The organism is Pseudomonas sp. SCT (assembly GCF_003864275.1).
GTDB lineage: Bacteria > Pseudomonadota > Gammaproteobacteria > Pseudomonadales > Pseudomonadaceae > Stutzerimonas > Stutzerimonas stutzeri_AE.
Window position 1 is genome coordinate 849,189 of record NZ_BDJA01000001.1, and the last position, 20,418, is coordinate 869,606.

General features: G+C 63.4%; 20 protein-coding genes. 13 read left to right on the forward strand and 7 right to left on the reverse strand.

Annotation, left to right across the window (positions count from 1 at the left end; genetic code table 11):
• Positions 1-13 precede the first annotated feature (13 nt).
• From nosZ to BHD08_RS03925, 9 genes are all read left to right on the forward strand, one after another.
• Complete coding sequence (gene nosZ, locus BHD08_RS03885; RefSeq protein ID WP_106157649.1) at positions 14-1,927, forward strand: TAT-dependent nitrous-oxide reductase; 1,914 nt, start codon at positions 14-16, stop codon at positions 1,925-1,927.
• A 121-nt stretch (positions 1,928-2,048) separates the two neighbouring features.
• Positions 2,049-3,359, forward strand: coding sequence for a nitrous oxide reductase family maturation protein NosD (locus BHD08_RS03890; RefSeq protein ID WP_125020874.1), 1,311 nt, complete (start codon positions 2,049-2,051; stop codon positions 3,357-3,359).
• A complete protein-coding gene (locus BHD08_RS03895) occupies positions 3,356-4,282 on the forward strand; it encodes an ABC transporter ATP-binding protein (protein WP_015275734.1) in 927 nt (308 codons plus the stop codon). Before BHD08_RS03890 ends, BHD08_RS03895 begins: the two co-directional genes overlap by 4 nt.
• On the forward strand, positions 4,279-5,109 hold the full coding sequence (locus BHD08_RS03900) for an ABC transporter permease (RefSeq protein WP_015275735.1): 831 nt from the start codon (positions 4,279-4,281) through the stop codon (positions 5,107-5,109). Before BHD08_RS03895 ends, BHD08_RS03900 begins: the two co-directional genes overlap by 4 nt.
• A gap of 25 nt (positions 5,110-5,134) precedes the next feature.
• On the forward strand, positions 5,135-5,707 hold the full coding sequence (locus tag BHD08_RS03905; protein WP_015275736.1) for a nitrous oxide reductase accessory protein NosL: 573 nt from the start codon (positions 5,135-5,137) through the stop codon (positions 5,705-5,707).
• Between the two features lie 45 nt (positions 5,708-5,752).
• Entirely contained in the window at positions 5,753-5,935 is a 183-nt protein-coding gene (gene tatA / locus BHD08_RS03910) for a twin-arginine translocase TatA/TatE family subunit (RefSeq protein WP_015275737.1), read from the forward strand.
• 322 nt (positions 5,936-6,257) lie between these two features.
• Complete coding sequence (locus BHD08_RS03915) at positions 6,258-7,448, forward strand: NnrS family protein (protein WP_106157651.1); 1,191 nt, start codon at positions 6,258-6,260, stop codon at positions 7,446-7,448.
• A 119-nt stretch (positions 7,449-7,567) separates the two neighbouring features.
• Positions 7,568-8,311: an SDR family NAD(P)-dependent oxidoreductase gene (locus BHD08_RS03920; protein ID WP_015275739.1), complete on the forward strand. Its 744-nt coding sequence runs from the start codon at positions 7,568-7,570 to the stop codon at positions 8,309-8,311.
• A 335-nt stretch (positions 8,312-8,646) separates the two neighbouring features.
• Positions 8,647-9,783: an HPP family protein gene (locus BHD08_RS03925; protein WP_125020875.1), complete on the forward strand. Its 1,137-nt coding sequence runs from the start codon at positions 8,647-8,649 to the stop codon at positions 9,781-9,783.
• A gap of 10 nt (positions 9,784-9,793) precedes the next feature.
• On the opposite strand, the gene BHD08_RS03930 is transcribed toward BHD08_RS03925, so the two are convergent.
• From BHD08_RS03930 to BHD08_RS03960, 7 genes are all read right to left on the reverse strand, one after another.
• Positions 9,794-10,654 (reverse strand): LysR family transcriptional regulator, encoded by an 861-nt coding sequence (locus BHD08_RS03930; protein ID WP_125020876.1) that lies wholly within the window; start codon positions 10,652-10,654, stop codon positions 9,794-9,796.
• Between the two features lie 103 nt (positions 10,655-10,757).
• Positions 10,758-12,269, reverse strand: coding sequence for a nitrite reductase (locus tag BHD08_RS03935; protein ID WP_125020877.1), 1,512 nt, complete (start codon positions 12,267-12,269; stop codon positions 10,758-10,760).
• Complete coding sequence (gene cobA, locus BHD08_RS03940) at positions 12,260-13,096, reverse strand: uroporphyrinogen-III C-methyltransferase (protein WP_015275749.1); 837 nt, start codon at positions 13,094-13,096, stop codon at positions 12,260-12,262. The genes BHD08_RS03935 and cobA overlap by 10 nt, the downstream gene beginning before the upstream one ends.
• 69 nt (positions 13,097-13,165) lie before the next feature.
• Positions 13,166-14,347: a heme d1 biosynthesis radical SAM protein NirJ gene (nirJ, locus tag BHD08_RS03945; protein ID WP_125020878.1), complete on the reverse strand. Its 1,182-nt coding sequence runs from the start codon at positions 14,345-14,347 to the stop codon at positions 13,166-13,168.
• A gap of 170 nt (positions 14,348-14,517) precedes the next feature.
• Positions 14,518-14,766: a cytochrome C oxidase subunit IV family protein gene (locus BHD08_RS03950; RefSeq protein WP_015275751.1), complete on the reverse strand. Its 249-nt coding sequence runs from the start codon at positions 14,764-14,766 to the stop codon at positions 14,518-14,520.
• A gap of 3 nt (positions 14,767-14,769) precedes the next feature.
• A complete protein-coding gene (locus BHD08_RS03955; protein ID WP_125020879.1) occupies positions 14,770-15,357 on the reverse strand; it encodes a cytochrome c oxidase subunit 3 in 588 nt (195 codons plus the stop codon).
• Positions 15,341-16,153: a CbbQ/NirQ/NorQ/GpvN family protein gene (locus BHD08_RS03960; protein ID WP_015275753.1), complete on the reverse strand. Its 813-nt coding sequence runs from the start codon at positions 16,151-16,153 to the stop codon at positions 15,341-15,343. The genes BHD08_RS03955 and BHD08_RS03960 overlap by 17 nt, the downstream gene beginning before the upstream one ends.
• Before the next feature lie 343 nt (positions 16,154-16,496).
• On the opposite strand from BHD08_RS03960, the gene BHD08_RS03965 reads away from it, so the two are divergent.
• The 4 genes from BHD08_RS03965 to BHD08_RS03980 all read left to right on the forward strand — a co-directional run bounded on the left by BHD08_RS03965 (position 16,497) and on the right by BHD08_RS03980 (position 20,411).
• On the forward strand, positions 16,497-18,179 hold the full coding sequence (locus tag BHD08_RS03965; RefSeq protein ID WP_125020880.1) for a nitrite reductase: 1,683 nt from the start codon (positions 16,497-16,499) through the stop codon (positions 18,177-18,179).
• A 69-nt stretch (positions 18,180-18,248) separates the two neighbouring features.
• Entirely contained in the window at positions 18,249-18,854 is a 606-nt protein-coding gene (locus tag BHD08_RS03970; protein ID WP_015275755.1) for a cytochrome c3 family protein, read from the forward strand.
• A gap of 49 nt (positions 18,855-18,903) precedes the next feature.
• A complete protein-coding gene (locus BHD08_RS03975) occupies positions 18,904-19,779 on the forward strand; it encodes an ethylbenzene dehydrogenase-related protein (protein WP_125020881.1) in 876 nt (291 codons plus the stop codon).
• A gap of 317 nt (positions 19,780-20,096) precedes the next feature.
• Positions 20,097-20,411, forward strand: coding sequence for a c-type cytochrome (locus BHD08_RS03980; RefSeq protein ID WP_125020882.1), 315 nt, complete (start codon positions 20,097-20,099; stop codon positions 20,409-20,411).
• Positions 20,412-20,418 lie beyond the last annotated feature (7 nt).

Consider the following 20,418-nt stretch of genomic DNA (forward strand, 5'->3'; position numbering starts at 1 on the left):
GGAGCGAAACCCCATGAGTGACAAGAGCAAGAACAATCCCGAGGTACTGGAGAAGGGCGGCATGAGCCGTCGCGGTTTCCTCGGTGCCAGCGCGGTAACTGGCGCGGCCGTCGCGGCCACTGCCTTCGGTGGCGCGGTAATGAGCCGCGAGTCCTGGGCTGCAGCGGTAAAGAATGCGCAGCAGAACATCCACGTCGCCCCGGGCGAGCTGGATGACTACTACGGCTTCTGGAGCGGCGGCCACCAGGGCGAAGTCCGCGTGATGGGCATCCCGTCGATGCGCGAACTGATGCGCATCCCGGTGTTCAACGTCGACTCCGCTACCGGCTGGGGCCTGACCAACGAAAGCCGCGCGATCATGGGCGACAGTGCCAAGTTCCTCAACGGCGACTGCCACCACCCGCACATCTCGATGACCGACGGCAAGTACGACGGCAAGTACGTATTTATCAACGACAAGGCCAACACCCGCGTTGCACGTATCCGCCTGGATATCATGAAGTGCGACAAGATGCTGACCGTACCGAATTGCCAGGCAATCCACGGCCTGCGTCTGCAGAAGGTGCCGTACACCAAGTACGTTTACGCCAACGCCGAATTCGTCATCCCGCACCCGAACGACGGCAAGGTCTTCGATCTGCAGGATGAGAACAGCTACACCATGTACAACGTCATCGACGCCGAGAAGATGGAGATGGCCTTCCAGATCATCGTCGACGGCAACCTGGACAACACCGACGCTGACTACACCGGCCGCTTCGCTGCTGCCACCTGCTACAACTCGGAAAAGGCCTACGACCTCGGCGGAATGATGCGCAACGAGCGTGACTGGGTCGTGGTGTTCGACATCGAGGCGGCGGAGAAAGCGGTCAAGGCCGGCAAGTTCACCACCCTTGGCGACTCCAAGGTGCCGGTGCTCGATGGCCGCAAGAAGGGCGACAAGGACAGCGAATTCACTCGCTACATCCCGGTACCGAAGAACCCGCACGGCTGCAACACCTCCTCCGACGGCAAGTACTTCATCGCCAACGGCAAGCTTTCGCCGACTGTGTCGATGATCGAGATCGCCAAACTGCCCGACCTGTTCGCCGGCAAGCTAAAGGACCCGCGCGACACCATCGCCGCCGAAGTGGAACTGGGCCTCGGCCCGCTGCACACCACCTTCGACGGTCGTGGCAACGCCTACACCACGCTGTTCATCGACAGCCAGGTGGTCAAGTGGAACATGGCCGACGCGGTACGCGCCTACAACGGCGAGAAGGTCAACTACATCAAGCAGAAGCTGGATGTGCACTACCAGCCGGGCCACATCCATGCCTCGCTCTGTGAAACCAGCGAAGCCGATGGCAAGTGGCTGGTGGCGCTGTGCAAGTTCGGCAAGGACCGCTTCCTGCCGACCGGCCCGCTGCACCCGGAGAACGATCAGCTGATCGACATTTCCGGCGACGAGATGAAGCTGGTGCATGACGGCCCTACTTTTGCCGAGCCGCACGACTGCATCATGGCCCGCCGCGACCAGATCAAGACCAAGAAGATCTGGGACCGCAACGATCCGTTCTTCGCGCCGACGTTGGAACGGGCGAAGAAGGACGGCATCAACCTCGACGCCGACAACAAGGTCATCCGTGACGGCAACAAGGTGCGCGTGTACATGACCTCCATGGCGCCGGCTTTTGGTGTGCAGGAATTCACCGTCAAGCAGGGCGACGAGGTCACCGTGACCATCACCAACATCGACCAGATCGAAGACGTGTCCCACGGCTTCGTCATGGTCAACCATGGTGTGAGCATGGAGATCAGCCCGCAGCAGACCTCTTCCATCACCTTTGTGGCAGACAAGCCTGGCCTGCACTGGTACTACTGCAGCTGGTTCTGCCATGCCCTGCACATGGAAATGGTCGGCCGCATGATGGTCGAGCCTGCGTAAGCTGGTCGAACCATCGCCCCTAAGCCGGGTGATGGTTCAGTGATTGCGCAACGAGCCTCGGTGCTGCCGAGGCTCTTGCCGCAGTGTTACCCGCCTGGAAGCTGAAGAAGGTCAAAACGCAGTGTTCAAAGCTCAGGCTATTTTCTCGCGGTACTCGGCGGCAGTTTCGCTGCTGCTCTTATTCAGCGGTGTGGCCCAGGCGGCACCGCAACCAATCACAACCTTGCCGCTGCAGCCCGACGGTGAAAACCGCTGGCGCTTGCCTGCCGGTGAATATCGGGGTCAGTTCACCATCGAGCAACCCATGCAGCTGCGTTGCGAACCGGGTGCAATCATCCAGTCGCAAGGGCAGGGCAGCAGCCTGCTCATCAGCGCGCCCGACGTGCTCGTCGATGGTTGCACGCTGCGCGAGTGGGGCGCCGACCTCACCGCCATGGATTCTGCGGTGTTCATCCTGCCTGCCGCCCATCGCGCGCAGATCAGCAACAACCAGATGCGCGGTCCAGGGTTTGGCGTATTCGTCGATGGCACCAGCGACGTGCAGGTGCTCGGCAACCAGATCGACGGTGACGCCAGCGTTCGCTCGCAGGACCGCGGCAACGGTATCCACCTGTTTGCGGTGAAGGGCGCACGGATCGTCGGCAACCAGGTGCGTGACGTGCGCGACGGTATCTATATCGATACCTCCAACGGCAATCACCTGGAAGGCAACGTCATCGAGGATGTCCGCTACGGCGTGCATTACATGTTCGCCAACGACAACAGCGTGATCGACAACATCACCCGGCGTACCCGTACCGGTTATGCGCTGATGCAGAGTCGCAAGCTGATCGTCACCGGCAACCGCTCCGAGCAGGATCAGAACTACGGCATCCTGCTCAACTACATCACCTACTCGACGATCAAGGACAACTTCGTCAGTGACGTGCAGCGCGGCGATACCGGCGGCGACAGCATGATCAGCGGTGGTGAAGGCAAGGCGCTGTTCATCTACAACTCGCTGTTCAACACCATCGAGAACAACCACTTCGAAAAGAGCTCGCTGGGTATCCACCTGACGGCGGGCTCGGAAGACAACCGTATTTCCGGCAATGCCTTCGTCGGCAATCAGCAGCAGGTCAAGTATGTTGCCAGCCGCACCCAGGAGTGGTCGGTGGACGGCCGCGGCAACTACTGGAGCGACTACCTCGGCTGGGACCGCAACAACGACGGCCTCGGCGATGTCCCCTACGAACCCAACGACAACGTCGACCGCCTGCTCTGGCTGTATCCGCAGGTGCGCCTGCTGATGAACAGCCCGAGCATCGAAGTGCTGCGCTGGGTGCAGCGCGCCTTTCCGGTAGTCAAATCGCCGGGCGTACAGGACAGCCATCCACTGATGAAGCTGCCCACTGAAAAACTCCTTACCGAAAAGCAGGAACCAACGTCATGAACGCCGTCGAGATCCAGGGCGTAAGCCAGCGTTACGGCAGCATGACCGTGCTGCACGATCTGAACCTGAACCTCGGTGAAGGTGAGGTGCTGGGGCTGTTCGGCCATAACGGCGCGGGCAAGACCACCAGCATGAAGCTGATTCTCGGCCTGCTCGCGCCAAGCGAAGGGCAGGTCAAAGTCCTTGGCCGCGCGCCGAACGATCCGCAGGTGCGCCGCCAGCTCGGCTATCTGCCGGAGAACGTCACCTTCTACCCGCAACTGAGCGGCCGCGAGACCCTGCGCCACTTCGCCCGCCTGAAGGGCGCGGCACTGACCCAGGTGGATGAGTTGCTCGAACAGGTCGGCCTGGCCCATGCCGCCGATCGCCGGGTGAAGACCTATTCCAAGGGCATGCGCCAGCGCCTCGGCCTGGCGCAGGCGCTGCTCGGCGAACCGAAGCTGCTGCTGCTCGACGAGCCGACCGTTGGCCTTGACCCGATCGCCACGCAGGACCTCTACCAGCTGATCGACCGCCTGCGTCAGCGTGGCACCAGCATCATTCTCTGCTCTCACGTGCTGCCGGGCGTCGAGGCGCACATCAACCGCGCGGCGATCCTCGCCAAGGGCCGCCTGCAGGCAGTCGGCAGTCTGTCGCAACTGCGTGCCGAGGCCGGTTTGCCGGTGCGCATCCGCGCGAGTGGCGTCAGCGAGCGGGACAGCTGGCTGCAGCGCTGGACCGACGCCGGGCACAGTGCTCGCGGTCTCAGCGAGTCGAGCCTGGAGGTGGTGGCAGTCAACGGCCACAAGCTGGTGCTGCTGCGGCAGTTGCTCGGTGAAAGCGAGCCGGAGGACATCGAAATCCACCAGCCATCGCTGGAAGACCTCTATCGCTATTACATGGAGCGCGCCGGCGACGTGCGCGCGCAGGAGGGTCGCCCATGAATCAGGTCTGGAACATTGCCCGCAAGGAGCTCAGCGACGGCCTGCGCAACCGCTGGCTGCTCGCCATCAGCCTGCTCTTCGCCGTGCTCGCGGTGGGCATCGCCTGGCTCGGCGCCGCGGCCTCCGGCCAGCTCGGCTTCACCTCGATTCCGGCGACCATCGCCAGCCTGGCGAGCCTGGCCACCTTTCTGATGCCGCTGATCGCGCTGCTGCTAGCCTATGACGCCATCGTCGGTGAGGATGAGGGCGGCACATTGATGCTACTGCTGACCTACCCGCTGGGACGCGGGCAGATCCTGCTCGGCAAGTTCGTCGGCCACGGGCTGATTCTTGCCCTGGCGGTGCTGATCGGCTTCGGCTGTGCGGCGCTGGCCATCGCTCTGCTGGTCGATGGTGTCGAGCTGGGCCTGCTGCTCTGGGCCTTTGGCCGCTTCATGATCTCCTCGACACTGCTCGGCTGGGTGTTCCTCGCCTTCGCCTACGTGCTCAGTGGCAAGGTCAATGAAAAATCCAGCGCCGCCGGGCTGGCGCTCGGCGTGTGGTTTCTTTTCGTGCTGGTGTTCGACCTGGTGCTGCTGGCACTGCTGGTGCTCAGTGAAGGCAAGTTCAACCCGGAACTGCTGCCCTGGCTGCTGTTGCTCAACCCCACCGACATCTACCGGCTGATCAACCTGTCCGGCTTCGAGGGCAGCGGCAGCGCCATGGGTGTGCTGTCGCTGGGTGCCGATCTGCCGGTGCCGGCTTCGGTGCTCTGGCTATGCCTGCTGGCCTGGATCGGGGCTTCGCTGCTGCTGGCCTACGGCATCTTCCGCCGTCGTCTGACCTGAATATCGAGATCTGAGGAAACGAATTATGAACGCACTGCATCGCATCGGCGCCGGAACGCTCTTCGCCCTGGCGCTGGCCTTCACGCTGGCCGGCTGTGGGGAAAAGGAGGAGGTCCAGCAGTCGCTCGAGCCGGTGGCCTTCCATGACAGCGATGAATGCCACGTCTGCGGCATGATCATCACCGATTTCCCCGGCCCCAAGGGGCAGGCGGTGGAGAAGGGCGGGGTGAGGAAGTTCTGCTCGACGGCGGAAATGCTCGGCTGGTGGCTGCAGCCGGAGAACCGTCTGCTCAACGCCAAGCTGTACGTGCATGACATGGGGCGCAGCGTCTGGGAGCACCCGGACGACGGTCATCTGATCGACGCAACCAGCGCCTACTATGTGGTCGGCACTTCGCTCAAGGGCGCCATGGGCGCTTCCCTGGCGACCTTCGCCGAGGAGCAGGCTGCCCTGCGGCTGGCTGAGGAACACGGCGGCCGCGTATTGCGCTTCGATCAGATCGATCAGGCGCTGCTGCAGGAAGCGGCAAGCATGCAGCACGGCGGCATGCACGGGCACATGCCCAGCGATTCACACAACGCACACAGCGGTCACTGAGCTCAGGGCTGCAATCGATTTTCGGCACATCCGAGGTAAGCACAAATGATGGGTATCAGCGTCTGGCAACTTCTGATCATTCTCCTGATCGTGGTCATGCTGTTCGGCACCAAGCGCCTGCGTGGCCTGGGTTCCGACCTGGGCGGCGCGATCAGCGGTTTCCGCAAGTCGGTCAGTGACGGCGAAACCACTGCCCAGGCCGAAACGGTCAAGCAGGAATTGAAGTAAACCCGCCCCACCGAGGCTGCTCGGGCAGGCACCTGCCTGAGCGTGTCGGCATCTGGCCGGACAGCGTGCCGGATGACGGATCGACCTCTCTAACCGCGCGGAAAAGCCGGTCGTGGCGCACTGCAATGGTGCGTTGGGGTTCGGCTTGTTGCTCCGGTCGTCACTTGTATTCCGCCTCGAAGAAAATCTGATCGCAATCAAGTCTGTCGAAGCCTCCTACCCTGTAGAAAGTAGTCCTGGCTCCCAGATATTGGGAGCGCTCATCGATCCGGCGTGCAGGCCTTGTATGGCCGCCGGATAAGGCAAGTCTGGAGGTCCTTCCGTGCAAGTAATCGATCGGCGAAAAGCCCTGAGTATTCCGCCCATCTGGCGACTCGCATTTCGCCCGTTCTTTCTCGCCGGCGCGGTTTACGCGCTGTTGGCGATCCCGCTCTGGGTAGCGACCTGGACCGGTCACTGGCCGGGCTTTCAGCCCACAGGTGGCTGGTTGGCCTGGCATCGTCACGAGATGCTGTTCGGTTTCGCCATGGCCATCGTCGCCGGCTTTCTGCTCACCGCGGTACAGACCTGGACCGGCCAGACGGCGCCCTCCGGGAAACGACTGATGGGCTTGGCGCTGGTATGGCTGGCGGCCCGCCTGGGCTGGCTGTTCGGCCTGCCCGCCGAGTTGCTGGCGCCATTGGACCTGCTGTTCCTGCTGGCGCTGGCGTGGATGATGGCGCGGATGCTCTGGGCGGTGCGGCAGAAGCGTAACTACCCGATCGTGGTGGTGCTGTCGCTGATGTTCGGTGCCGATGTGCTGACGCTGAGCGGTTTGCTGCAAGGTAACGATGCGCTGCAGCGCCAGGGCGTACTGGCCGGCTTGTGGCTGGTCGCGGCGCTGATGGCCCTGATCGGCGGCCGGGTGATTCCATTCTTCACGCAGCGCGGGCTGGGCAAGGTCGAGGCGGTCAAGCCTTGGGTCTGGCTGGATATCGCCTTGTTGGTGGGCACTGGGGTGATCGCCTTGTTGCATGCCTTCGGTGTCGCCATGCGTCCACAGCCGCTGCTGGGTCTGCTGTTCGTTACTATCGGCGTCGGCCACCTGCTGCGCCTGGCGCGCTGGTACGACAAGGGCATCTGGAAGGTCGGCCTGCTCTGGTCGCTGCATATGGCGATGCTCTGGCTGGTGGTCGCTGCGTTCGGCCTGGCGCTCTGGCATTTCGGTCTGCTGGCGCAGTCCAGCCCATCACTGCATGCGCTGAGCGTGGGCTCCATGAGTGGGCTGATCCTGGCGATGATTGCCCGGGTCACCCTCGGCCATACCGGTCGGCCACTGCAACTGCCCGCGGGAATCGTCGGGGCGTTCGTGCTGTTCAATCTCGGTACGGCGGCGCGGGTTTTTCTCTCCGTCGTCTGGCCGGTTGGCGGCCTGTGGCTTGCAGCAACCTGCTGGGGCCTGGCCTTTGCACTCTATGTCTGGCGCTATGCGCCGATGCTGGTCGCCGCACGTGTAGACGGTCATCCGGGCTGAACCCGGAGCGTGAATCGGGCGGGTGCGCGTCTGCACCTGTCCGCCAAATTACCTAGCCCAAAAAACGCTGCCTTGCGGGGTGGCCTGTGACTCGGCATGCGTCGAGCTCGGAGATGATGATGAAAAGCGAGTTTCAGGATCGTCTGGCTGTTGTCACCGGAGCCAGCTCCGGGATCGGTCTGGCATTGTGTTCGGCGCTGCTGCAGCGTGGCGCGCGGGTGCTGGCAATGTCGCGCAGCATCGGCGGGCTCGAGCCGCTGCTGGAAACCCATGCCGAGCAGCTGCAGTGGCTGCGTGGCGACGTCACTTCGGCTGAAGACCTGGCCCAGCTGGCTCGGCGCGCCGCACAGCTGGGGCCGGTGCACTACCTGGTGCCCAATGCCGGTATCGCCGAACTGGCCGACGGGCTGGATATGGCGGCATTCGATCGGCAGTGGGCGGTCAATGGCGCCGGCGCGCTGAATACTTTCGCCGCGCTGCGCAACGAGCTGGCCAAGCCGGCCTCGGTGGTATTCGTTGGGACCTTCCTGATCCGCTCGACCTTCCCCGGCCTGGCTGCCTATATCGCGAGCAAGGCCGCACTGGCGGCGCAGGCGCGCACGTTGGCGGTGGAGTTCGCGCCGCTGGACGTGCGTATCAACATGGTCTCGCCGGGTCCTACCGCCACGGCCATCTGGGGTTCGTTGGGGCTGAGCGATGACCAGCTCGAGAGCGTTGCCGAAGGCGTGACAAAACGACTGTTGCCTGGACACTTTCTCGAGTCCGCGGCCGTGGCCAACGTCATCCTGTTCCAGCTTTCGCAGGGTGCGCGCGGCGTGTTTGGCCAGGATTGGGTGGTGGACAACGGCTATACCATCAGCTGATCCAGTTGGCTTCCCACGGCGTCCTCCAGTGACACCGGCATCTCCAGGCAGTCAGGACACCCATGGCCTGACTGCTCTTCAATCGGCAGCTTCTGTAAAAGAAGCGCGCGCACAGTTTTAGTGCATTTATATTGCACTATCCCCTCAAAAGTATTCGTTAGAGATTGGTCGATACCCCGTCGACAATGCCGGCCGCATTCACGCGCTGTGGCATTGCGTCGCAGTGGCTGCGGCCGTTTGCCGCCGTTCCGCACGGCGGCAGTAGCCTGCTGCCGGGGCGATCAGTTGCAGCGTGTTGATGCGTGCCTTTCGCCGTATCGATCCAAGCAGGACACATGCACGACAACCTCATCGACTGGTTTCGCTCCTTCGTTCCCGCCCCGTTCAATGCCGCGCCGAAAGAATGGCTGCGTGCTGCCGGCGGTATCGCCATTGTCATGCTGCTCAGCGTGTTCAGCGGCTTCCTGCTGTTCGGCGTGCCCTTGACGCTGCAGCTGATCGCCCCGGCTGGAGCCTCGGCGGTCCTGCTTTTCGCCGCTTCATCCAGCCCGTTCGCCCAGCCCTGGTCGGTGCTCGGCGGCAATCTGCTGGCTACGGTGATCGGGGTCAGCCTCGGCCTGACCAGCCTGCCGTCGATGGCTGCTGCCGCGCTGTGCGTGTGCCTGGTGCTGGTCGGGCTGTTCAGCCTGCGCTGCCTGCACCCGCCGGGTGCGGCGTTGGCCCTGGTTGCGGTGGTCGGCAGCCCCGAGATCCATCATTTGGGCTATGGACTGCTCTATCCGGTGGCGTTCAATTCGCTGCTGCTGCTGGCCGTGGCGCTGCTCTACAACAACCTCACCCGGCACCCGTACCCGAAACCGCGGTTGCCGCGGGAGAACGTTCATCGCACCCGAGATCCGCAGCCGAGCGAGCGCATGAGCTTCAGTCATGACGACGTCGATCGAGCGTTGCGCGAGTTCGGCGAATATGTCGACGTCACCCGTGACGACCTCGAGCGGCTGATCAAACAGACCGAGAAGCATGCGTTGCGTCGCAGCATGGGCGAAGTCACCGCCGCGGACATCATGTCCCGCGATGTCTACTCGCACACTCCGGATACCTTTATCGAGCAGGCCTGGAGCACGCTGCAGCGCAATCGCCTGCGCTCGTTGCCGGTGGTGAGCGATACCCGCGAGCTGGTCGGCATCGTCACGCTGGTCGATCTGCTCAAGCATTTTCATCCGCGCCCGGGCCGGCTCAACTTCGGTCAACTGAAGTTTCTGCGCGGCACCAAGCTGCGCGCCATCATGAGCTCGCCGGTGGTTTCGGTCACGCCCGATACGCACATGGTGGAGCTGGTCTATCTGCTGTCCGATCGAGGCCTGCACTGCCTGCCGGTAGTGGATGGCGAAAGGCGCCTGGTCGGCATGATCACCCAGACCGATCTGATCGCCGCGCTGTATCGCAACTGGCTCCGACACCTACCGGACTGAGGCGTTGGCCTCAGTGCGGGTAGTACCAGCGCGACCAGTCATACTCGTCACGGGCCACATCGCGCAGAGCCTCCACGGCCTTGCTCAGCGCCGGTGATTCGCTGGCACGCGCGTGCACCAGATACACCGGATAGCTGAACTCCGGCGCGTGTGCGACCCGCTCGAGCAGGCCTTCATTGAGATAGCGCTGCACCACCCGGGTCCGGAAGTAGCCGCGCCCGCCGCATTGCAGCAGGTACTGCAGCGCTAGCGGCCCGAGACTGAAGGTAAGCGCGGCACGGGTGTGCTCGGGCAGGGCCTGATCGTGCTGCTTGCGAAATACCGGCCCCCAGTCGATGTACAGATAGGGTGCCGGCAGGCGTTTGTGCGCTACCAGGATCAGCTTCTCTTCCAGGAGCTGCTCCACCTGCAGACCCGGCCGGTACTCGGGCTGATGCACCAGTGCCGCATCCAGTGCGCCGAGCTCCAGCTTGTGCTGCAGTTCGGTATCGCTGGCTACTTCGCTGCGCAGGGCATGGCTGGGCAGAGCCTGTCGCAGGCGCTGCATCCAGGCCAGCATCAGCGGATTGCACAGGCTCACCTCGGCGCCCAGCGTGAGCAACTCGCCATAGCCGCGTGGCAATGGCAGATCGCGCCGCGCGGCTTCCCAGGTCTGCACCAGCTGCCGCGCATACGAGGCGAAGCGCTCGCCATCGGCCGTCAGCCGAGCACCGGCACGGTTGCGCACGAAGAGCTTGCAGCTCAGCTGGCTTTCCAGATTCTGAATGCGTGCCGTGACAGCGGTCTGGGTGATATGCAGTCGCTCTGCAGTGGCGATGAAGCTGCCGCTGCGGATGATCTCGAGGAAGGTGCGGGCGAGATCGATGTCCATGGTCAGCCTTGTGTTGTGAAAAACAGTTCGGCTGACGATTGTAAGCAGTTGTTGCCTGGTTGGGGTCGCCGACCGGTGATCGGCCGGCGATCTACTTGCTGCTCTAGTGCGAAGTGCCCTCGGCGAACTCGATCTTGTTGCCGACGTTGTACTTGCCGGAGGGCTTGTTCATCGGGATGCGTTTGACCTCTTCCAGCGTGTTGGCGTCGTAAACGATCAGTGCGCCGTCGGTGTCCCAGACGCTGAGCAGCGCGTAGCGGCCGTCATTGGTGAACTCGACATGGGCGGCGTTCTTGCCTGGCATCGGGCGCAGGGTGTGGGCAACTTCCAGGGTCTGCTTGTCGATCAGGTGCACGGCGTCGTTGTTCGGCCCGAAGAACACGTCGGTCCAGGCATAGGGCGAGTTGGCCTGGCTGCGCATGAAGAAGCCCGGGCCTTCGGTGGGGATCTCCTTGATCAGCTTCCAGGTGTCCAGATCCAGCACCGAGATCAATCCCTTGCTGACGTTGGGGGTGGCGAACACCCATTTGCCGTCGCGCTTCCAGTAGATGCCCGATCCCAGGTGCGGCATGCCCGGCAGCGGAATGTCGGTGACCGCCTGGCCGTTGTCGAGATCGATCACCTGGCCACCGTGGGCCTTGCGCGAGGTGGCCAGCAGGTAGCGGTAGTCTGGAGTGAAGGAGAAGTCGTCGAGATAGTCGGCTGCCTTGATCCGCCGTGGTTCGAAGGTCGGCTCGCCGGCATAGGAGAGCTCCCAGGCCTCTTTCACGTCCTTCAGCGCGACCACGAAGCTGTCGCGTGGCGGCGCGGTGTACACGGCGCTGACCCGTGACGGCGTGCCGTCCTGGCCGACGGCCGGGATGTGCTTGATCAGCGAAAGGTCGCGGGCATCGAGCAGCACCAGATTGCCCGGCAGGTAGTTGCCCACTAGCACCCAGCGGCCATCGTTGCTCACCGCCAGGTTGCGCGTGTTCAACCCCGCGCGCACCTCGGCGAGCATGGTCAGGTTGTGCAGGTCGTAGACGCTGACCCAGCCGTCGCGGGAGGCGAAATAGACGAAGCGGCCATCCGGCGAGAACTTCGGCCCGCCGTGTAGGGCGAAGTGCGACTGGAAGTTGGCCAGTTCCTCGAAGCGATCGCCGTCCAGCACCCGCACATGGTGATTGCCGGCTTCCACCACGACAAACAGGTTGCGCGGGGCGGCACCATGTTGCGGTGTGCTTGGCAGGCTGGCGACATCCTTGAGAATGCGGTGGCTGGCGCGGATGTCGGCGTCGCTCCAGGTCGGCGGTACGGCCGAGGGCTGATACAGATAGTCGACCAGCGCGGTGATCTGCGCTTCGTTCAGCATGTGGGAATAGGCGGCCATCTGGCTCGCCGGACGGCCGTCACGGATTACCGCATGGGCTTCGGTCGGCTTGATGCGGCTGAGGCTTTCTGGCAACAGGGCCGGGCCGGCACCGCCGAGGCGGTTGATGCCGTGGCAGCTCTGGCAGTGCTGTTCGTAGAGGGCCTGGCTGTCGGCCGGCAGGCTGGCGGCAGTGGCCATGTCGAGGGCGACGAAGGTGGCTGCTGGCAGTACGGCGGCCAGCAGCAGGGCGGGCATCAGTTGCATAAGGCCTCCGTTTGCGGGGCAGGGTCACCGTGCAGGCGTGCGGGGTGCTGGACTTGGCGATCTGCGAACAGGCCGACCACGCGGCCGATGACGGTCAGGGTCGGCGGCGTGAGGTGCTGCTCGTCGGCCATGCTCGGCAGTTGCCGTAGCGTGCAGCGCACCACCTGCTGGTTCTCGCGGGTGCCGTTGCCGATCAGTGCGGCGGGCGTGTCGACCGGCAGCCCGGCGGAGATCAGATTGCGCGAGATCTCACCGAGGCTGGCCAGGCCCATGTAGAACACCAGCGTCTGTCCGCCCTGGGCCAGGGCGTCCCACGGCAAGTGCAGTTCGCCATTGGTCTGCAGGTGGCCGGTGATGAACTGACAGGAATGCGCCAGGTCGCGATGAGTCAGCGGAATCCCGGCATAGGCGCTGCAGCCAGCCGCTGCGGTGATGCCCGGCACCACCTGGCAGTCGATGCCGCGCTGCAGCAGGAATTCGAGTTCTTCTGCACCGCGACCAAAGATGAACGGATCGCCGCCCTTGAGCCGCACCACACGCTTGTTCTGCAGCGCCAGATCGGCCAGCAGCTGATTGATTTCCGGTTGCGGCAGGCTGTGGTAACCGCTGGTCTTGCCGACGTAGTGGCGGCTGCAGCTGGTCGGCAGCAGCTCCATCAGACCTTCGCTGACCAGGCGGTCGTAGACCACCGCATCGGCCTGTTGCAGCAGGCTCCAGGCGCGCAGGGTAAGCAGGCCCGGGTCGCCCGGACCGGCACCAACCAGGGCGACTTCGCCAGGGGCGAACGCGGCGCTCAGCGAAGCGGGAAATGTGAGTGGCTGGTCCATGCGGTGCTCCTGAATGCTCATCGGACTTACGGAGTGCTTGCTGCGGCGCTTGCTGGCCGCTTCGATTGATCAGATGGCGATGCTGGGGATGCGCTCGGCGGCTGGTCGACCGATCTCTGCGTCGGTCAGGTAGCAGCCCGGGTCTTCGGCCCAGAGATCGCCCTGCGCCCAGGCGCGGGTACGGGTGTTGCCGTTGCAGATCGCCAGCCAGCGGCAGTCGGCACAGCGACCGCCTACGGCCCGCGGATGCTGGCGCAGCTCCTGCAGCAGTGGGGCGGGGTCGTTCAGCCAGATGTCGCTGAAGCGCTGCCGGCGCACATTGCCAACGGTGTGCTGCCACCAGTAGGTGTCGGGGTGCACATCGCCGATGTTGTCGATATTGGCGATACCGCTGCCCGAAGCATTACCACCCCAAGCGCGCAGCATGCCTTCCAGGCGATCACGATGTTCCGGCAGGCGCTCTTCGGCCCACTGCAGCAGGAGGATCGCGTCGGCGTCATTGTTGCCGCTGACGAAGTCGGTCTCGCGGCCGTTCTGTACGTCGTCCCAGGCCTGATCGAACAGCTGGCGCATGGCGTCGCGGGTCATCTGGTGATGGGCGTCGGCCTTGCTGCTGCGCTTGCCGCGGCCGCTGTAGTTGAGGTGCGAGAGGTAGAACTTCTGCACGTCGTGTTCGCGCATAAGCGCCAGCAGCGCCGGCAGTTGCGAGTAGTTGTTCTGGGTCAGGGTAGTGCGCAGGCCGACACGGATGTCGCGCTGACGGCACAGGTCGATCGCATGCATGGAGGCGGCGAAGCTGCCTTTGAGCTGACGCCATTCGTCATGCACCGCTTCCAGGCCGTCGATGCTGATGCCGACGTAGTCGAACTGCGCCGCGGCGATACGACCGATGTTGTTCTCGTCGATCAGCGTGCCATTGGTCGACAGGGCGACGAAGAAGCCCTTGTCGCGGGCGTAATCGGCCAGCAGGAAGATGTCGGGCCGCAACAGCGGTTCACCGCCGGAAAGAATCAGCACCCGCACGCCGGCTTCATGAAGTTCATCGATGACCTTCAGCGCCTCGTCGGTATCCAGCTCGTCGCGGAACTCGCTGTCGGCGGAAGTGGCATAGCAATGCTTGCAGGTCAGGTTGCAGCGCCGCAGCAGGTTCCAGATCACCACGGGTGGGCGCTTGCCGCTGGTGCTGCGGGCTCCCAGCACCTGTGTGGCCGGTTGGGCCAGGGCGCGCAGGTAATGACTGATTCTCAACATGTGGCGGCTCCGCTTCGGCAGCGTGTTTCGCAGGGCGCGCCGTGGTGGCCGCCTGCTCCTTGGGCAGCAGGATCACCGAGCGGGGTAGGGCTGGCCTTGATCGTAAACAATAAAAGACGCGGGGGGCGGGCTGACCGCTTTGTCAGCTTCTTGCGCAGGAAGACCGTTGGTCAGAGCAGCGTCAGCAGGACGCCAAGCACCAGCACCAGCGGCCAGGCGAGCAGCAGCAGACGCCATGCCCGCGGGGCATGACGCAGCTCCATGAAGCCGTCGGTGATCAGCCAGGCCTTGCCGAATGCGGTGAGCAGGACAGCAGCGGTCAAGGCCAGCGTGGCGCCGGCGTTGCCGAGCAGGACGGTGGAGACCGACAGCACGGCCAGCCCGAGCCAGCAGGCCACCAGAACCTTCGAAGCGGACATGACTTACCTCAACACGTAAACCAGCGGGAACAGCAGCACCCAGACCATATCCACCATGTGCCAGTAGAGCACTCCGGATTCCAGCCCGCTGTGGTTGTCGGGGCCGTAGGCGCCGCGGCGGCAGCGCATGGCCAGCCAGCCGAGAATCACCATGCCCAGCAGCACATGCAGGAAATGAAAGCCGGTCAGGATCCAGTACAGGGTGAAGAAGGTGTTGTGTTCCATGCCCAGGCCGAGCCCGGCGAGATGGCCGTACTCGTTGAACTTGAGCACCACGTAGACACAGGAAGACCCCAGCGCGGCAAGCAGCAACAGCGTTGCGCGTGCGGATCGGGCCTGGCGTACCTGCTCCACCGCCAGCGCGGCGAACAGACCCGAGGTCAGCAGACTCAGGGTCAGCGCCAGGCCGATGGAGCTGTCCAGCGCCGCGCGGCTTTCATCGAACTGCTCGGGGTAGACCATCTGCGCGACTGCGAACGCCAGGATCAGGATGGCGAAGACGGTCAGCTCGGCGAGGATGAAGAACCACATCGCCAGATCGCCCGGCAGGCGCCGGGTCGGGCTGGAGAAGGTGTCAGCCGAAGTGGACATCGACCACATCCATCAGCGCGGCGACAGTCTGCGGGTCATCCGACAGCGGTTCGGCCAGGCAGGCCAGGCAGGCCTGACGCGGCGTCATGCCGGAGCGGATCATCCGCGCGGTGAAGATCAGCAGGCGGGTCGAGGCGACTTCTTCAAGGTCGTGCTGCTCCAGCCGGCGCAGTGCCTGCCCAAGCTTGACCACCTGGGCGGCGAGTTCGCCATCCACCTGCGCCTCGTTGGCGACGATGCGTTCTTCCTCGGTGGCCGGCGGATAGTCGAAGCGCATCGCCACGAAGCGCTGACGGGTGCTCGGCTTCATGCCCTTGAGCAGGTTCTGGTAGCCCGGGTTGTAGGACACCACCAGCATGAAGCCCGGCGGCGCCTTGAGCGCCTCGCCGGTGCGCTCGATGAACAGTTCGCGGCGATCGTCGGCCAGCGGATGCAGTACCACGGCGGTGTCCTGCCGCGCCTCCACCACTTCGTCCAGATAGCAGATGCCGCCTTCGCGCACCGCGCGGGTCAGTGGGCCGTCCTGCCACCAGGTGCCCTGGGCGCCAATCAGGTGGCGGCCAACCAGGTCGGCGGCGGACAGATCATCGTGGCAGGCCACGGTGTACAGCGGCAGGTTCAGGCGATGCGCCATGTGCTGCACGAAACGGGTCTTGCCGCAGCCGGTCGGGCCCTTGATCAGCACCGGCATGCCGTGTTGCCAGGCCTGCTGGAACAACTGCTCCTCATTGCCCAGCGGTTGATAGAAGGGCGCGTCAGGCGTGCCGGCAGCAGTCGGGATTTCAAACGCATTCACAGGCAAGTACCTCACGGCAACAGTTGGTTATTTCGATTGCCACGCTACCGCTCCCTCCTGGGCGTCTCAAGCCGCCCGCCGGCGAAGCTTGATTGTGATCAAGAGTTGGAAGAGATACGGCGCGTATCGGTGGCGAAAAGGGGTCGTTCGTCCGCCGTCGAGCGCGGGTCTCCGCGACAAGGCGTCACGCCACGGGGGTGCTGGGGGCTCTCTTGATTGCCGTCAAGCGCTTTCGGATCGCCGCTCTCATAGCATCCAAATCGCAAAAAGAAGAAGTCCCCGGGAACTGCCACACCGCCGTAACTAGCAGGAGTCGCCAGAAGCGCTCCCATAGGAGAGAAGGATGAGCAATGTTGGTAAACCTATCCTGGCTGGCCTGATCGCCGGCCTATCGTTGCTTGGTCTGGCAGTCGCCCAGGCTGCTGCCCCAGAGATGACCGCCGAAGAGAAAGAAGCGGCCAAGCAGATCTATTTCGAACGCTGTGCCGGTTGCCACGGCGTTCTGCGTAAAGGAGCCACGGGTAAGAATCTCGAGCCGCACTGGAGCAAGACCGAGGCGGACGGCAAGAAGACCGAGGGCGGCACCCTCAATCTGGGCACCAAGCGCCTGGAGAACATCATTGCCTATGGCACCGAGGGCGGGATGGTCAACTATGACGACATCCTCACCAAGGAAGAGATCAACATGATGGCGCGCTACATCCAGAACACTCCGGATGTGCCGCCAGAGTTCTCCCTGCAGGACATGAAGGACAGCTGGAAACTCATCGTTCCGGTTGATCAGCGTCCGAAGAAGCAGATGAACAAGATCAACCTGAAGAACGTCTTCGCCATCACCCTGCGCGATGCCGGCAAGCTGGCCCTGGTTGACGGCGACACCCATACCATCTGGAAGGTGCTGGACACCGGTTACGCGGTGCACATCTCGCGCCTGTCGGCTTCCGGCCGCTACGTCTATACCGTTGGCCGCGACGGTCTGACCACCATCATCGACATGTGGTACGAAGAGCCGACCACCGTGGCCACCGTGCGTCTGGGTTCCGATGCCCGTTCCGTGGACACCTCCAAGTTCAAGGGCTACGAGGACAAGTACCTGATCGGTGGCACCTACTGGCCGCCACAGTACTCGATCATGGATGGCGAGACCCTGGAGCCGATCAAGGTCGTTTCCACCCGTGGTCAGACCGTCGATGGCGAATACCACCCCGAGCCGCGCGTGGCGTCCATCGTCGCTTCGCACATCAAGCCGGAGTGGGTGGTCAACGTGAAGGAAACCGGGCAGATCATCCTGGTTGACTACACCGACCTGAAGAACCTCAAGACCACCACCATCGAGTCGGCCAAGTTCCTTCACGACGGCGGCTGGGACTACTCCAAGCGCTACTTCATGGTCGCTGCCAACGCCTCCAACAAGGTCGCTGCGGTCGACACCAAGACCGGCAAGCTGGCTGCGCTGGTCGACACCGCGAAGATCCCGCACCCGGGTCGCGGCGCCAACTTCATCCACCCGCAGTTCGGTCCGGTCTGGACTACCGGTCACCTGGGTGATGACGTGGTCTCGCTGATCTCCACCGCATCCGACGATCCGAAGTACGCCAAGTACAAGGAGCACAACTGGAAGGTGGTGCAGGAACTGAAGATGCCGGGCGCCGGCAACCTGTTCGTCAAGACCCATCCGAAGTCGAAGAACCTCTGGGCCGATGCGCCGATGAACCCCGAGCGGGAAGTCGCCGAATCCGTCTACGTCTACGACCTGGCCGATCTGAGCAAGGAGCCCAAGCGTCTCGACGTCGCCAAGGACTCCGGCCTGCCGGAAAGCAAGGCGATCCGTCGCGCTACCCACCCCGAGTACAACGAGGCGGGTAACGAGGTGTGGATCTCCCTGTGGGGTGGCAAGACCGACCAGTCCGCGATCGTGATTTACGACGACAAGACGCTGAAGCTGAAGAAGGTGATCACCGACCCGGCAATCGTCACGCCGACCGGCAAGTTCAACGTCTTCAACACCATGTACGACGTGTACTAATCCGCCCGAGGATTGCCTGTTAACACCCACCGCGCCTGGCGCGGTGGGTCTGGCAAGGGAACAGATTCCATGACAGATCAAGACGGCAACAAGCAAAAGAAAGGCGGCATCCTTGCGCTACTGCGGCGGCCGAGCACGCGCTACTCGCTCGGCGGCATTCTGGTGGTGGGCATTGTTGCCGGGATCATCTTCTGGGGCGGCTTCAACACCGCGCTGGAAGCCACCAACACCGAAACCTTCTGCATTTCCTGTCACGAGATGGGCGATAACGTCTACCCCGAGTACAAGGAAACCATTCACTACGCCAACCGTACCGGCGTGCGCGCCACCTGCCCGGACTGCCATGTGCCGCGCGACTGGACGCACAAGATGGTGCGCAAGGTTGAGGCCTCCAAGGAGCTGTGGGGCAAGATCGTCGGCACCATCGACACGGCCGAGAAATTCGAAGCCAAGCGCCTGACCCTGGCGCGTCGCGAGTGGTCGCGGATGAGGGCATCCGATTCGCGCGAATGCCGTAACTGCCACAGCCTGGAAAGCATGAGCTCCGATATGCAAAAGCAGCGTGCCCGCAAGCAACACGAGATGGCGCGCGAAGACAACCTGACCTGCATCGCTTGCCACAAGGGCATCGCACACCATCTGCCCGAAGGTATGACCGAAGAAGACGAAGACTGACCTACGGTCCAGGCGGGCCAGCCACACCATCGATGATGAGGAACCGATTATGAAAAAGACTCTGATGGCCAGTGCAGTGGGGGCAGTAATCGCCTTCGGTGCACAGAGTGCTATGGCCGCCGCGCCTGCCGACTGGAATTCGGTGGCAGCGACCGATGTCACCCTGTTCTACCCGGGCGTATCGCCGGTGGAATGGATCACCAAGGGCACCGAGCACGGCGGCGCACGCGCGCTGAAGAAGGGCGAAACCTGTGCCGGTTGCCACTCCGAGGAAGCCGGTGACATGGGCGCCAAGATGGCCAGCGGCAAGAAACTCGAGCCCAGCCCGATCGCCGGCAAGGCGCCGTTCATCAATGCCAAGGTCCAGGCCGCCAACGACGGTGAAAACCTCTACCTGCGCTTCACCTGGAAGCAGCCCGCAGCATCCGGTGCGGCGCCGATGGACGCCGCCAACCCGGTGAAGATCGCCTACATGCTCGAAGGTGGTTCCAAAGTCCAGCTGGCCGAGGCAGGTGGTTGTTGGGGTAGCTGCCATGGCGACGCGCGCACCATGCCCGGCGCCGCCGATACCAAGACCAAGTACGTCAAGGACGGTTCGCTGGCCAACGGCGTGTACTACGACCTGAACCAGTGGCGCAGTGGCGAGAACAAGGCCTTCGACGGCTACGTCGCCACCGAGCGGGTGATGGAAGGTGGTCAGGCGCTGGTCGATGCCCAGGGACAGCTCGACGGGGATACCTGGTCCGTGGTGTTCACCCGCAAGTTCGCCGGTGGCGAAGGCGATGTGACGCTGGCTCCGGGCAATCTCTACAACTTCGGCTTCGCCATCCACGATGACAATGCCACCGGTCGCTACCACCACGTGTCGCTCGGCTACACGCTGGGTATCGACGCTCAGGGTGATATCACTGCCGCCAAGCAGTAACCAGGCGAGAGGCAACGGGCCGGCATGATGCCGGCCCTGTGCTTTCCGGTAGCCGACCAGCGGCTGGCAACGGCGGGACGTCAGCGGAACGATTTGATTGCAATCAAGGAAGCGCTACAGCGGCTCATTCATCCTGAGCTTGCCCGCACCGGTTGCGACGCAGCCGTTTGACGTCCGGAACCCACAAACAATGACCAAGGACAAAAGGTTGCCTAGCACAAGCGGTAAATTTACCGTGCACTTGCTCAGTGCGTTTTGCTGAGCACCCTTTGGGTGAGCGGTAACGTTCACCCCTTTAGCCTTGAGGAATAGTTCTAATGAAGAAAATCCTTATCCCGATGCTCGCCCTTGGTGGCGCGCTGACCCTGCAGCCGGCTCTGGCTCAGGACGGTGAAGCGCTGTTCAAGAGCAAGCCCTGCGCGGCCTGCCACAGCGTTGATGCCAAGCTGGTAGGACCGGCGTTCAAGGAAGTCGCCGCCAAGTACGCAGGGCAGGACGGCGCTGCCGATCTGCTGGCCGGCCACATCAAGAATGGCAGCCAAGGCGTTTGGGGTCCGATCCCGATGCCGCCAAACCCAGTCACCGAAGAGGAAGCCAAGACCCTCGCCGAGTGGGTTCTTAGCCTCAAGTAAGTCGCCC

What these genes read in the sequence shown, in the direction of transcription:
- nosZ (WP_106157649.1), top strand. Translation starts at nt 14, where the DNA reads ATGAGTGACAAGAGCAAGAACAATCCCGAGGTACTGGAGAAGGGCGGC.
- BHD08_RS03895 (WP_015275734.1), top strand. Translation starts at nt 3,356, where the DNA reads ATGAACGCCGTCGAGATCCAGGGCGTAAGCCAGCGTTACGGCAGCATG.
- BHD08_RS03900 (WP_015275735.1), top strand. Translation starts at nt 4,279, where the DNA reads ATGAATCAGGTCTGGAACATTGCCCGCAAGGAGCTCAGCGACGGCCTG.
- BHD08_RS03905 (WP_015275736.1), top strand. Translation starts at nt 5,135, where the DNA reads ATGAACGCACTGCATCGCATCGGCGCCGGAACGCTCTTCGCCCTGGCG.
- tatA (WP_015275737.1), top strand. Translation starts at nt 5,753, where the DNA reads ATGATGGGTATCAGCGTCTGGCAACTTCTGATCATTCTCCTGATCGTG.
- BHD08_RS03920 (WP_015275739.1), top strand. Translation starts at nt 7,568, where the DNA reads ATGAAAAGCGAGTTTCAGGATCGTCTGGCTGTTGTCACCGGAGCCAGC.
- BHD08_RS03925 (WP_125020875.1), top strand. Translation starts at nt 8,647, where the DNA reads ATGCACGACAACCTCATCGACTGGTTTCGCTCCTTCGTTCCCGCCCCG.
- BHD08_RS03930 (WP_125020876.1), bottom strand. Translation starts at nt 10,654, where the DNA reads ATGGACATCGATCTCGCCCGCACCTTCCTCGAGATCATCCGCAGCGGC.
- BHD08_RS03935 (WP_125020877.1), bottom strand. Translation starts at nt 12,269, where the DNA reads ATGCAACTGATGCCCGCCCTGCTGCTGGCCGCCGTACTGCCAGCAGCC.
- cobA (WP_015275749.1), bottom strand. Translation starts at nt 13,096, where the DNA reads ATGGACCAGCCACTCACATTTCCCGCTTCGCTGAGCGCCGCGTTCGCC.
- nirJ (WP_125020878.1), bottom strand. Translation starts at nt 14,347, where the DNA reads ATGTTGAGAATCAGTCATTACCTGCGCGCCCTGGCCCAACCGGCCACA.
- BHD08_RS03950 (WP_015275751.1), bottom strand. Translation starts at nt 14,766, where the DNA reads ATGTCCGCTTCGAAGGTTCTGGTGGCCTGCTGGCTCGGGCTGGCCGTG.
- BHD08_RS03955 (WP_125020879.1), bottom strand. Translation starts at nt 15,357, where the DNA reads ATGTCCACTTCGGCTGACACCTTCTCCAGCCCGACCCGGCGCCTGCCG.
- BHD08_RS03965 (WP_125020880.1), top strand. Translation starts at nt 16,497, where the DNA reads ATGAGCAATGTTGGTAAACCTATCCTGGCTGGCCTGATCGCCGGCCTA.
- BHD08_RS03970 (WP_015275755.1), top strand. Translation starts at nt 18,249, where the DNA reads ATGACAGATCAAGACGGCAACAAGCAAAAGAAAGGCGGCATCCTTGCG.
- BHD08_RS03975 (WP_125020881.1), top strand. Translation starts at nt 18,904, where the DNA reads ATGAAAAAGACTCTGATGGCCAGTGCAGTGGGGGCAGTAATCGCCTTC.
- BHD08_RS03980 (WP_125020882.1), top strand. Translation starts at nt 20,097, where the DNA reads ATGAAGAAAATCCTTATCCCGATGCTCGCCCTTGGTGGCGCGCTGACC.